The sequence below is a fragment of the Cupriavidus phytohabitans genome (assembly GCF_017815025.1).
Classification (GTDB): domain Bacteria; phylum Pseudomonadota; class Gammaproteobacteria; order Burkholderiales; family Burkholderiaceae; genus Cupriavidus.
Map to the genome: position 1 here is coordinate 1 of NZ_JAGIQB010000011.1, position 12,325 is coordinate 12,325.

Annotated in this window: 12 protein-coding genes and 1 pseudogene; 6 read left to right on the plus strand and 7 right to left on the minus strand. The window is 68.6% G+C overall.

Annotated features, from left to right (window positions below; all coding sequences use genetic code 11):
- The 3 genes and pseudogenes from J8I34_RS09620 to J8I34_RS09630 all read left to right on the plus strand — a co-directional run.
- A pseudogene (locus tag J8I34_RS09620) lies at positions 1-195 on the plus strand (allantoinase); the annotation flags it as partial.
- 89 nt (positions 196-284) lie between these two features.
- Positions 285-1,082 carry a GntR family transcriptional regulator gene (locus J8I34_RS09625; protein ID WP_029045209.1) on the plus strand — a complete coding sequence of 266 codons (798 nt, stop codon included), beginning with the start codon at positions 285-287 and terminating at the stop codon, positions 1,080-1,082.
- Between the two features lie 95 nt (positions 1,083-1,177).
- On the plus strand, positions 1,178-1,549 hold the full coding sequence (locus J8I34_RS09630) for a hypothetical protein (protein WP_371748056.1): 372 nt from the start codon (positions 1,178-1,180) through the stop codon (positions 1,547-1,549).
- 14 nt (positions 1,550-1,563) lie between these two features.
- On the opposite strand, the gene J8I34_RS09635 is transcribed toward J8I34_RS09630, so the two are convergent.
- The 5 genes from J8I34_RS09635 to J8I34_RS09655 form a co-directional block, all read right to left on the minus strand.
- Positions 1,564-1,950, minus strand: a complete 387-nt coding sequence (locus tag J8I34_RS09635; protein WP_209805918.1) for a DUF427 domain-containing protein — start codon at positions 1,948-1,950, stop codon at positions 1,564-1,566.
- A 94-nt stretch (positions 1,951-2,044) separates the two neighbouring features.
- Positions 2,045-2,569: a gamma carbonic anhydrase family protein gene (locus J8I34_RS09640; RefSeq protein WP_209805919.1), complete on the minus strand. Its 525-nt coding sequence runs from the start codon at positions 2,567-2,569 to the stop codon at positions 2,045-2,047.
- Between the two features lie 100 nt (positions 2,570-2,669).
- Entirely contained in the window at positions 2,670-3,659 is a 990-nt protein-coding gene (locus tag J8I34_RS09645) for a tripartite tricarboxylate transporter substrate binding protein (protein ID WP_209805920.1), read from the minus strand.
- A gap of 70 nt (positions 3,660-3,729) precedes the next feature.
- Complete coding sequence (locus tag J8I34_RS09650; protein WP_209805921.1) at positions 3,730-4,887, minus strand: CaiB/BaiF CoA transferase family protein; 1,158 nt, start codon at positions 4,885-4,887, stop codon at positions 3,730-3,732.
- Positions 4,888-4,895: 8 nt separating this feature from the next.
- Positions 4,896-5,852, minus strand: coding sequence for a hydroxymethylglutaryl-CoA lyase (locus tag J8I34_RS09655; protein ID WP_209805922.1), 957 nt, complete (start codon positions 5,850-5,852; stop codon positions 4,896-4,898).
- A gap of 214 nt (positions 5,853-6,066) precedes the next feature.
- Here J8I34_RS09655 and J8I34_RS09660 point away from each other — a divergent pair, with 214 nt between their 5' ends.
- Together J8I34_RS09660 and J8I34_RS09665 are read left to right on the plus strand one after the other, a co-directional pair.
- Positions 6,067-7,023, plus strand: coding sequence for a LysR family transcriptional regulator (locus J8I34_RS09660; protein WP_209772994.1), 957 nt, complete (start codon positions 6,067-6,069; stop codon positions 7,021-7,023).
- 197 nt (positions 7,024-7,220) lie between these two features.
- On the plus strand, positions 7,221-7,913 hold the full coding sequence (locus tag J8I34_RS09665; RefSeq protein WP_029045200.1) for an SDR family NAD(P)-dependent oxidoreductase: 693 nt from the start codon (positions 7,221-7,223) through the stop codon (positions 7,911-7,913).
- On the opposite strand, the gene J8I34_RS09670 is transcribed toward J8I34_RS09665, so the two are convergent.
- Entirely contained in the window at positions 7,900-8,886 is a 987-nt protein-coding gene (locus J8I34_RS09670) for a LysR family transcriptional regulator (protein ID WP_245175867.1), read from the minus strand. The two genes, J8I34_RS09665 and J8I34_RS09670, sit on opposite strands and share 14 nt — an antisense overlap.
- A gap of 114 nt (positions 8,887-9,000) precedes the next feature.
- Here J8I34_RS09670 and J8I34_RS09675 point away from each other — a divergent pair, with 114 nt between their 5' ends.
- The gene (locus J8I34_RS09675; RefSeq protein WP_209805923.1) at positions 9,001-9,678 is read left to right on the plus strand and encodes a type 1 glutamine amidotransferase domain-containing protein; all 678 of its coding nucleotides are present in this window, start codon (positions 9,001-9,003) and stop codon (positions 9,676-9,678) included.
- A 114-nt stretch (positions 9,679-9,792) separates the two neighbouring features.
- Here J8I34_RS09675 and J8I34_RS09680 read toward each other — a convergent pair whose 3' ends face one another.
- Positions 9,793-12,231: a penicillin acylase family protein gene (locus J8I34_RS09680; protein WP_209772981.1), complete on the minus strand. Its 2,439-nt coding sequence runs from the start codon at positions 12,229-12,231 to the stop codon at positions 9,793-9,795.
- Between the last annotated feature and the right edge of the window lie 94 nt (positions 12,232-12,325).

Consider the following 12,325-nt stretch of genomic DNA (forward strand, 5'->3'; position numbering starts at 1 on the left):
CACTGCCGGCTGCTCGGCCGCCCCGGCCGCTTCCGCGCGCTGCAGCGCTTCCTCGACTACGTGCAGGGCCATGACAAGGTGTGGATCTGCCGCCGTGTCGACATCGCGCGGCACTGGGCACAGGTGCATCCGTTCCGCCCCGCGACGGCTGCCTCTGCGGTTGCCGGCGCGACGAGGGAGCCTGCCACGGCCTGAGGAGCGACGCCCTCGTCGCCATATTTGTGTACGATATAGCCGTATTTCGTCGCCACTTCCGGCGACATCCCGACTGTCCGTACCCCGATATGGCAACCACATCGAAGAAGGCGGCGCCCGGCGCGGCGGCGAAAGCGCCGCGCCGGCCCGCACCCAAAGCCGCACCGCCAGCCAGCAATCCGGAGGAACCTGCCGGCAACGAGTCCGCCGCCGGCGAGGCCTCCGCCACCGAGGCGATCTACCTTGGTTTGCTCACCGCGATCATGGAGCATCGCCTGCTCGCCGGCACCAAGCTGGTCGAAGAACGCCTGTGCGAAGTCACCGGCGCCAGCCGCGCCCGCATCCGGCAAGTGTTTGCCCGCCTCGCGCATGAAAAGCTGGTGACGCTGGTGCCCAACCGCGGCGCCTTCGTGTCGAGTCCCACGGTCGACGAGGCGCGCGAGGTCTTCCAGGCCCGCCGCGTGGTCGAGCCCGCGCTGGCCGCGGAACTGGCGCTGGGCGCCACGTCGGCCAAGGTCCGCAGCCTGCGCCGCCATGCCATGGAAGAAGACAACGCTCGCGCCCGCGGCGACCGCGCCGCGATGATCCGGCTGTCAGGCGAATTCCATATCCTGCTGGCCGAGATGGCCGGCAATGCGATCCTGGAAAAGCTGATCCGCGAGATGGTTTCGCTGACCTGCCTGATCATCACGCTGTACGATCGGCCCGGCGCGCCCGCGTGCGCCGAGCACGAGCACCGCCAGCTGATCGATGCCATCGAGCAGCGCGACGCCGCGCGCGCGAGCGCACTGATGGCCGAGCACCTCGAGCATATCGAAGGCTCGCTCGACCTGAGCATGCCAGACAGCGGCGCGCCGGACTTCTACAGCATCTTCAGCAAGGGCTGATTGAAGCACCGGCTGCGCCGGCCTGGTATTGCACTCGGCGCATGGCAGCCTAGACTGCCTGGATAACAACCCGCGCTTGCAATGCGCCGCAGGGGGTGCCATGGCCGCCACTGCCGAAACCTCCCGCCGAATCCGCTACGCCACCGGCCCCCGTGCCGCCGGTGGTGCCCAGCGGCTACCGCCAGGGCATCATCACCGCCATCACGGTGTTGCTGGGATTCTCGCTGGCGTTCTGGCGCTTCTGGGGCTTCGAAAGCCCGGGCCACTGGAACGTGCGCGCGGTGTTCGCCGCGATCTCGCTGCTGGCAGCGGTCTCGCTGCAGATCGTCGCGCTGTTCCGCGCGCTGCGCATCGAGGACGATGCGGTGGAGGAATACCGCAGGACAGTGCGGTGGTTTATCGCTTCCGCACTGGCGTTGCTGACCGGACTCGCCGTGGCAATGATCGACGCGGCGCTGTCACCCTGACTGCGCCGGCACATTCAATCTCCGATGCCGCCGATATCGATGCTGTCGACGCGATCCGGGTAGAAGGCCACGTGCGAGGCAATCGCGGCGACCGCATCGTAAGGCGTCTCGTAGCTCCACACCGCATTGCGCCCGCGCTCGCCGGCGGCCGGGATGGAGAAGTAGCTGCAGTCGCCCTTGTACGGGCAGTAGGTGGCGTGATCGCTGCGCGCGAGCTGCGCCATGTCGACATCGGCGCGCGGTATGTACTGCACCGGGGTGTAGCTGGCTTCCTGCAGCGTCAGCGCCGCGGTGCTGTCGGCGACAACGCGGCCCGCCGCCTTGACCACCACGCGTCCTTGTGTCGGCGTGATGGTGATGGGGTGGTCGGGGCCTGGGATCCTGACGGGCTTGCCTGACATCGTCGTGCTCCTGCATGGCGGGATGCAGGACATTCTAGGCGCTTGCCGGACAACCTGCCGGCGCGGCCCCCGGACGGGCCGTGGCGTTGGCTGCTCAGCCGACCTTCTCCAACGCCGTGCGGTAGTGCGCGGCGCGGCGTGCATAGTCCTCCGCGTTGGCGCGCAGGTTCTTCACTTCGTCATCGGTCAGCTCGCGCACCGCCTTGGCGGGCGAGCCCAGGATCAGCGAGCGCGGCGGGAACTGCTTGCCCTCGGTCACCAGCGCCCCGGCGGCAACCAGCGATTCGGCGCCGATCGTGGCGTTGTTCAGGATCACGGCCTGGATGCCGATCAGCGCGCCGTCGCCCACGGTGCAGCCGTGCAGCATGGCCTGGTGCCCCACGGTCACGCCGGCACCGAGCGCGAGCGGGCAGCCGGGATCGGTGTGCAGCACGGCGCCTTCCTGCACGTTGCTGCCGATGCCGATGGTGACCGGCTCGTTGTCGGCCCGGATCACGGCGCCGGGCCAGACCGACACGTGTTCGGCCAGTTCCGCGCGGCCGATGATGGTGGCTTCGGCCGCGACAAAGGCGCTGCCGGCGATGGCGGGCGCGAGCTCGCCAAGCTTGTAGAGAGTCATGATGGATCTGGTGAGGACAGAAGGCCACCATCGCGGCCGCCCCGGATAAGGCGCGGGCCACGCTGGCAGCAGGAAGCAGGAAGCAGGAAAATCCTTTGGCTTATTCGACCTTGACGTTGGCCTTCTTCACCAGCGCGGCGTAGCGCGCGGCTTCGCTGCGGAAGAACGCTGCGGCGGCCTCCGGCGTGCCGGGCTCGACCACCGTGCCCTGCTTCTTCATCGCTTCCAGCACTTCGGGCGACGTGAAGGCCCTGGCAAAGGCATCGTGCACGCGTTTGACTTCCGGCGCCGGCATGCCGGCCGGGCCGATGACAGCGAACCAGCCCGCGACGTTGTAGCGCGGCAAACCCTGTTCGGCGATGGTGGCAATGTCCGGCGCGGCGGCCGTGCGCTTGTCGCCGCACAGGCCGATCGCGCGCAGCGTGCCCGCCTTCAGGTGCGGCGCCACCGCATTGAGCGCGACCACGCCCATTTCCACCTGCCCGGCAAGCAGGTCGTTGACCATCGGACCGGTGCCCTTGTACGGCACATGGCGTGCCGTCACGCCCGCCTCGTCCAGGAACATCTCGCCGGCGAGGTGGATGATGGTTCCATTGCCCGACGACGCGTAGTTGTAGCCATCGGGCCTGGCCTTGAGCAGCGCCACCAGCTCTTTCACGTTCTTCGCCGGCACCTTGGGGTTGACCACCAGCACCAGCGGCGTGGTGCCGATCACGCTGATCGGCGTAATGTCCTTGATCGCGTCGAACGGCATCGCGCGGAATACGCTGGGGTTGATCACGTGGTTGTTCGATACCAGCCCCAGCGTGCTGCCGTCCGGCTGCGCCTTGACCACGGCGGCGGCGCCGGTGATGCCGCCGGCGCCAGGCAGGTTCTCGATCACCACCGGCTGGCCGAATGCCCTGCCCAGCGCGGGGCCCGCGGCACGGGCGATGGTGTCGACGCCGGAGCCGGCGCTGATCGGCAGGATCAGGCGCACGGGCTTGCCCGATCCGCCCTGTGCGAGCGCTTCGGAGCCGGGGGCGGCGAGTGCGGCGGCAAGCGTGGCGGAAAGTGCCAGCGCGGACTTGAGCAGGGTGCGACGTTGCATGCTTTGTCTCCGTTTCGTTATCGCTGGGCTTTGCTGGCGCCGCTGTAGCGCGGCTTGCCCGTCAGGCGCCTCAGCCGCGGCCTTTGCCGAGCTGCGCCAGGATCTCTTCGTTGTGCTCGCCGGCGCGGGGCAGCGGGCTGCGCACGCCGGGGCGGCGGCCGCCCATCAGCAGCGGCAGCAGCACCGTGGGCGTGGTCGAGCCGTCGTCCGCCTGCATCGGCACCAGTCCGCCGCTGGCGAGCAGGTGCGGATCGTCGAGCAGCTGGTCCGGGCGCACGATCGGCGCATAGGGAATGCCGGCCGCTTCGAGCTTTGGCGCGAGTTCCGCGGAATGATGGTGGCGCAGGATCGCGCCCAGCTCTTCCAGCAGTTGCGGCCGCACGGCGACGCGCGAGGTGTTGCTGGCGTACTCCGGCTTGTCGATCAGCTCCGGATGTTCCAGCACGTGGCACAGCGTGACGAACTGCTTGTCGCTGACCGCGCCGATAAAGAGCTGCTCGTCCTGCGCCAGCGTGAACACGTCATACACGCTCCACGCCGACACGCGCGACGGCATCGGCGGCGGGGGTTCGCCGGTCATCGCGTACTGCTGCATATGCTGCGACGCCAGGAACACGCAGTTCTCGAACAACGCGCTCTGGATTTCCTGCCCCTTGCCCGTGCGGTCGCGCTCGCGCAGCGCGGCCAGCACGCCGATCGCGCCGAACATGCCGCCCATGATGTCGTTGACCGAGGTGCCGGCACGCAGCGGCCGGCCGCTCGGGCCGGTCATGTAGGACAGGCCGCCCATCATCTGCACGACTTCATCCAGCGCCAGCCGGTTCTCGTACGGGCCGGGCAGGAAGCCCTTGTGCGACACGTAGATCAGGTGCGGGTAATCGCGCGACAGCGTGGCGTAGTCCAGCCCCAGCTTCTGCATCAGGCCGGGACGGAAGTTCTCCAGCAGGATGTCGCTCTGGCCCGCCAGTTCGGCCGCGGCGGCGCGGCCATCGTCGGTGGTGATGTCGAGCACCACGCTTTTCTTGTTGCGGTTGAAGGCGCGGAAGAAGCCGATGCCCAGGCCCGGCAGGTTGCGCGTCTTGTCGCCGCCGGGCGGCTCGACCTTGATCACCTCGGCGCCGAGGTCGGCCAGGATCATGCCGCAGGTGGGACCCATCACCATGTGCGTGAATTCCACCACGCGGACGCCGGCGAGCGGCAGGGAATTGCTGTTGCTGTCTTGGGGCATGTTCGTTCTCAGGCGGTAGCGGCGGCGGCGTTGGCGCGCTGGGCCGCGAAGGTCTTGGGCAGGCCGGCGCGCCATAGCGTGCCGTGCAGGGTTTCGTCGCGCAGCCAGCCGGCCACGTCTTCACGCAGCGCCAGCAGGCGGCCGATATCAATGCCGGTATCGATGCCCATGCTGCCGAGCAGGTAGGCAAGATCCTCGGTGGCAACGTTGCCGCTGGCGCCGGGCGCATGCGGGCAGCCGCCGATGCCGGCCAGGCAGGCGTCGAAGCGGGTCACGCCGGCTTCGAGCGCGGCATAGACATTGGCGAGGCCGAGTCCGCGCGTGTCGTGGAAATGGCCGCACCAGAAGCGCTCGCCGGCGATGGCGATGGCACGCGCAAACAGCTCGCGCACCATGGCCGGATCGGCATAGCCGACGGTATCGGCCAGGCTGACGCGGTCGGCGCCGGCATCGAGCAGCGCCTGCATCAGCCGCAGCACTTCATCGGCATCGACATGGCCCTGCAGCGTGCAGCCGAATGCCGTGCCGACGCCGCCTTCGATCAGCGTTTTCGCGCCGCTGGCATCGCGCGCGGCGCGGATGCGCGCCACGTCGGCAACGACTTCATCGGGCGTCTTGCGCAGGTTGGCGAGGCTGTGCGCGTGGCTGGCCGACAGCGGCACGATCATCAGGTCGGCGCCACACGCCAGCGCGTCCTGCGCGCCGCGCAGGTTGGGCACCAGCACCGACGTGAACATGCCGGGCAGCGTGCGCGCGAACGCGACCAGTTCGGCAGTGTCGGCCAGTTGTGGCAACAGGCGCGCGGGGACGAACGAACCGACTTCCAGTTCGCGCAGTCCGGCGGCATGCGCGCCGCGGATCCACGCCAGCTTGCTGGCGGTGGGCAGGATGGTGCGGATGCTTTGCAGGCCGTCGCGCAGACCGACTTCGCGGATCACGGCTTGGCTGGGGAAGGAGTGCGTCATGGTTCTCGGGGACTGGTGAGGCGTCCCGACGGGGGGCGATGGAAGAACTCTATGAGTTTCTGCGGGCAAGCTGAAGCGATGATTTACGCATCCAGACATGCCGAAACGGAAAGTCATAAGGTGCCTCGCGCTACGCTACGGGATTTCCCGGATGCGATGTCATGGATCTTTCAACGGGCGTAGCATTCCAATCCGGAAACATTGCCCCCCCGCCATGCGAGACCTCGACCTCACCACGCTGCGCCTGTTCGTCGCCGTCTGCGAAACCCGCAACATGGCGCGCGCGGGCGAACAGGAACACATCGTCGCTTCCGCCATCAGCAAGCGCCTGGCGCAACTGGAAGAGACCGTCGGCGCGACGCTGCTGGAACGACGCCGCCGCGGCGTCATTCCGACGCCTGCCGGGGAGATCGTGCTGGCTCATGCGCGCGCGATGCTCGCCGCGGCCGATCGCGTAACGCGCGACATGGCCGACTACGGCTCCGGCGTGCGCGGGCAGGTGCGCCTGCTCGCCACGGTGTCGACCATGGCGGAATCGCTGCCGGACGACATCGCCGCCTTCATGCAGATGCCGGCGCACCGCGACGTGCGCGTCACCATCGAAGAGAGCCTGAGCAGCGAAGTGGTGCGCGCGCTGCGCGACGGCACGGCTCCGCTGGGCATTTGCTGGGACGCGGCAGACCTGGAAGGCTTCCAGACCCGCCCCTACCGCACCGACCACCTCGCGGCCGTGGTGCATGCGGGGCATCCGCTGGCGCGGGCGGATACCTGCCTGTTCGAAGACACGCTGGACTACGATCAGATCGCCATGCCGGCGCAGACCGCGGTGCAGATCATGCTGGCGCGCTATGCCGCGATCCTGGGCCGCCGCATGGCGCATCGCGCGGTGGTGTCGACTTTCGACGCCGCGCTGCGCTGCGTGCGCGCCGAACTTGGCATCGTCATCATCCCGGCGGAGATCGCCACGCTCGTCGCCACGGCCTTTGGCCTGCGCGTCATCCCGCTGCGCAACGACTGGGCGCGGCGGCGCTTTGCGATCTGCTGCCGCGACTTCTCGCTGCTGTCGCCGGCAGCACAACTGCTGGTGCAGTTCCTGGAGGAAGCCGCGGCGAAGGAGACGACGGCCTCAGGCGCGGTGCCCGCGAAGACCCCGGCACGGCTGAAACGGTAAATCCCGCGGTAAGTGCGGCGCGCAACTTCCTGTGCGTTTCAAGGGTTACCCCGAGGTATTTTCGCAAGCTTATGTTGCGTGCCGTTGCGTAGACTGGCTTGCGTTTTTCGCTGTCGGCCACGATGGTAAAAAAGGAAAAAGGCCGGGCGAAGCCTGATCATGACAATGCGCGCCGCCATGGCGCAGGAGAGACGCAAATGAACTTCAACGGCAAGAACGTACTGGTCACCGGCGCACGCGGCAACCTGGGGCGCGCGGTCGCGCACGCCTTCGCACAGGCAGGCGCGCGCGTGGTGCTGCTGGACCGCCATGCCGCACCGCTGCCGGAAGCAGGCAGCGGCCACCTGGCGCTGCAGGCCGACCTGCTCGATGCGGACAGCCTCGGCAAGGCCATCGGCGAAGCCGTGCAAGCGTGCGGGCGCATCGACGTGGTATGCAACCTGGCCGGCGGCTTCGCCATGGGCACGGGCATCCACGAGACCAGCGCGGCCGACTGGAACCGCCTGTTCGACATGAACGTGGGCACGGTGCTGAACATGGCGCGCGCGGTGGTGCCGCACATGCTGTCCGCCGGCGGCGGCGCCATCGTCAACGTGGGCGCCAATTCGGCCGCGCGCGGGCTGGCGCAGATGGGCGCCTACTGCGCATCCAAGGACGCGCTGGCGCGTGTCACCGAATCGATGTCCGCCGAACTGCGCGACCAGGGCATCCGCGTCAATGCGGTGCTGCCCAGCATCCTCGACACGCCCGAGAACCGCCAGGCCATGCCGGATGCCGATCCCTCGCGCTGGGTGGGCCTGGATGCGCTGGCCGACGTGATCCTGTTCCTCGCTTCCGACGCCGCGCGCGCGGTGCAGGGCGCGCTGGTGCCGGTGGTCAATCGCGCCTGACCGCTGGCCGGGCCGGCTTGCGCGCAGCAGGCCTGCGCTGCGGCTGCGGCTGCGGCTGCGGCTGCAATGAGCCGGCCACTTCCTGGATCTGCTGGCGCAGCCAGCGCCGCAGCCGGTCGGCGTCGGTGCGCGCATGCCAGATCTGCATCATCTCCACCCTGGGCAAGGTGAACGGCACCGGCAGCAGCAGCAGGTCCGGGTCGCGCGTAACCGCCTCTTCCGCCACCGAGCGCAGGCAGGTGAGCAGCAGCGCCGTGCCGCGCACCAGCCGGCTCGGCGCCAGGAAGCTCGACAATCCCGCCACCACCTTGCGTTTTCGCCCCTGCGCGGCCAGCGCGCGGTCGACCACGCCGTTGAGGTCGCCGGTCAGCGTCGTCAGCAGGTGCTCGCAAGCAAGGAATGCGTCGAGATCGAGGCCGCGCGCGAGATGCGGGTTGGACTTTGACGCCAGCACGACGAAGTCTTCGCTGTACAGGCGCTGCTGGTGGAAGGTATCCGGCAGGTCTTCGTAGAAGCCCGCGATCGCCAGGTCACAGGTGCCCTTCTCCAGTTCTTCGCGCGGCAGCTCGCCGCGGGTGTTGTGCGTGACCACGACCAGCCCGGGTGCATCGCGCCGCAGCCGCGGCAGCAGCGCGGGCAGCAGCAGTTGCTCCATGTAGTCGGTGGTGTAGAGATGGACAGCCTCGCTGCGCGCGAGGAAATCCCGGCCATCGCAGGCGTCATAGAAGGCATCCAGTTCCGCGACCAGCCGCTGCACCTGTGGCGCCAGCTCATGCGCGCGCGGCGTCGGTGTCAGGCCGCGCGGCGCGCGCACGAACAGCGGGTCGCCCAGTTCGTCGCGCAGCCGGTTCAGCTTGTGGCTCAGCGCCGGCTGGCTCAGCGCCATGCGCGCCGCCGCGCGCGAGGCGTTGCCTTCCTGGTAGAGCACATGGAAGACGTAGAGCAGGTTCAGGTCCTTGCCGCCGATATTCATTTTTTGGATGGAAGAAATCGAATATTCGAAGTTTTCGAATCATAGCCAGCTGCGTAGGATGTTGCCAATGCCGGGGCTGCCCCGGCCGACCGTGGACGCAACCGGAGAACGAACATGAAAATCCTGATGGTGCTGACCTCGCACGACCAGCTTGGCAATACGGGCAAGAAGACCGGCTTCTGGCTGGAAGAATTTGCCGCCCCCTACTACGTCTTCAAGGACGCAGGCGCCGACATCACGCTGGCCTCGCCCAAGGGCGGCCAGCCGCCGATCGACCCCAAGAGCGACGATCCGGATGCGCAGACCGACGCGACCCGCCGCTTCCGCGCCGATGCCCCTGCGCAGCAGGTGCTGGCCAGCACGCTGACGCTGGACAAGGTGAAGGCCGAGGACTTCGACGCAGTGTTCTATCCCGGCGGCCATGGCCCGCTCTGGGACCTGGCGGAAGACAAGCGGTCGATCGCGCTGATCGAGCAGTTTGACCGGCTCGGCAAGCCCGTGGGCGCCGTGTGCCATGCGCCGGGGGTGCTGCGGCACGTCAAGGGTGCGGACGGGCAGCCGCTGGTGAAAGGCAAGGAAGTGACCGGCTTTACCAACAGCGAGGAAGCGGCGGTGCAGTTGACCGACGTGGTGCCGTTCCTGGTGGAGGATGTGCTCAAGGCCAGCGGCGGGCGGTTTACGCGTGGGGATGACTGGGCCAGCCATGTTGCGGTGGCCGGAAGGCTGGTGACGGGGCAGAATCCGGCGTCGTCGGAGGCTGGGGCCGAGGCGGTGTTGGGGTTGTTGAAGTAAGACCCTGCAAATTCACATCGCTGCCGGTTTGCTCCCCTCGCCCGCTTGCGGGAGAGGGGGCGTTTGCCAGTGGCGTCGGCTTGCGGCAGACGGCCAACTTTGCGATGCGCGGTCTTACTGCGGCACCAGCTCCAGCCTCTCCCTGCTCGCCTTCTCCACCGCCTTGCGCGAATAAACCAGCGGGAAATACTCTCCCCTGGCCCACAACGGCGCCAGGTCGCGGTAATGCGCGCTGGCCGGATTCCCCGACTGCCCCGGCGTGTTGATCACGCGCGAGCCATCCCAGTTGCCCACATCCAGCACCATGCGGAACGATGCCCCCGCGGTCAGCCGGAAATCGTTGTTGCGGTAGCTGGTATTCATCGGCGTAAAGGCCGAGCCGCCGATCGGGCCCGCGTTGACGTTGAACTGCTGCCGCTCGGCGTCGCTCAGGATCGGGTCCATCGGATGCGTGAACACCGCGGTGTGCAGCTTGCCCCATTGCCAGCCGCGCGGGTCCGGGCCGAGCTTGCCTTCCACCTCCGCCATCGCGGCCTTCAGCGATTCGAGCATCACCGCGTTGCGCTGCGCCACCGGCATCCACGGGTCGGGCTGCTCCAGCACCGCGACCACGCGAGCGGCATCGCCGGCGCCGACCAGCCGGGCGGCATCGGCGGGCAATGCCGCGCGCACCACCGCCGGGCGCAGGTGCTTGCTGAACCAGACTTCGAACAACGCAGCGGCGGCGCTGTCGGCGCGTTCGTTGCCGTCCCAGCCGCGCAGCAGATCCAGCCCGCGCGCCAGTTGCGCATCATCGCTGCGCACGTCGCGAAGCAGCGCCACCACGCGCTGCGCCGGCAGCGACACCGTGTCGTTCTGCCATGCCATCGAGTCCTGCACCGAGCTGCGCGGATTGGCGCCCACCACCGCCTTCAGGCGCCGCGCGCGCGAGCCGTCGCTCCATTCGTAGCCCACGCCCAGCTTCGCCGCCGGATGCTCGGGCGGGATGTTGTTCTCGTTGGCGGTGACGATATAGCCGGGCGCCGGGTTGTAGGCCCACGGCAGTTCATCCATGTTGCGGTAGCCGGCCCATTCATAGCGCCCATCGCCCGGCACCGGCGTCAGCCCGTCCCAGTTGGGACGCTTGACGGTCAGGCCGCCGGGGATCCAGCCGATATTGCCGCCGGTGTCGGCATAGACCTGGTTTTCGCCGGGCGCGCCCCAGCGGTTCATGGCGGCGCGGAACTGGTCCCAGTTGCGGGCGCGCATGTATTCCATCGAGCCGAAGTACGGCGCCATGCCGTAGTCGAGCCACGCGGCGCGCAGTACCCAGGCGCGCGCGGCGTCGGCGTGCAGCACGGGGCCGTGGCGGGTGAAATCGAGGGAAACCGTGCGCGGCGCCGACTCGCCCTTGACGACGATCTCCTCGGTGACGGTCTCCATCGGCTCCCAGCGGCCCTTGTACTTGTATTCGCGCGGGTTGGCCGGGTTGAGCTCGTAGCCGTAGAGGTCTTCCTGGTCCATGTAGAAGCGCGTCAGGCCGAACGCGATGGTGCCGTTGTGCCCGATCGAGATGCCCGGCAGGAACGGCTCGCCCGCGCCGATGACCGACATGCCGGGCGCGTTCAGGTGGCTGATGTAGCGCAGGCTGGGCGCGCCATGCGAGCGGTGCGGGTCGTTGGCGAGGATCGGCCGGCCGGTGGCGGTGCGCTTGCCGCCGATGACCCAGTTGTTGGAGCCGAGGCTGCGGCCGGTGTCGCTGTCGGGATCGACCAGTGCATAGAGCTGGTCGAGCGGGATGCTGGCGGACTGCGCGCCGCTCCATGCGTCCTTGGGGAAGCGCGCCGCGGCGGTAGCCAGTTCGTAGGCGCGGCGCAGTTCGGCGGCCGGGACCGTGCAGGGGTCGAGGCCGGCGCTGAGCTTAGGCTCGACCGGCGGGTCGAGCTCGCGCCGGATCCAGTCGGCCCGCACGGCATCGGCCCTGGCTTGGCAGAACAGTCGGGCGCGATCGATCTCGCCGGTGAAGTTCAGCGTCAGGCCGTGGTGGCGGATGCGCACGATATCCTCGGCCTGCCAGCGCGCGGGCTTGTAGTTGAGCTTGCGGAACTCGGGCGGCAGCAGTTCCGGCTTCTGCTCGGTCAGCGCCACGTAGGCGTTCACGCCGGCGACAAAGGCCTCGGCCACGCGCTTGGCGTCGGAGCCGTAGGCCAGCCATTCGCGGTACATGTCGCCGCGGAACAGCACCGCGCGTGCCATGTGGTCGCCGTCGGCATAGGCGGGGCCAAAGTCCCTGGCCATCTCGCCGAGGCCGCGCTTGCGCCACAGGTCGATCTGCCACAGGCGGTCGCGCGCGGCCATGAAACCCTGCACGTAGAAGGCGTCATAGAGCGTGCCGGCGTAGATGTGCGGCACGCCCCAGCGGTCGACCAGCACCGTCGCGGGCTTCTCCAGGCCGGGTACGGCCAGGCGGTCGGCGCGCGCGGGCGCCTCGGCCATGGCGGCCGGGATGGTGGTGGCGATGGCGGTGGCAACCAAAGCCAGCGCGGCGGCAAGGCGGCAGGGGGTGCGTCGCATCAGGTCTCCTCGGTTTTGTGTTTGCTGCAAATGCTTTGCAGTCCACACCGAAGATAGTGCATGCGCGGCCGGGGCGCGAGCCGCGCGGCCGATC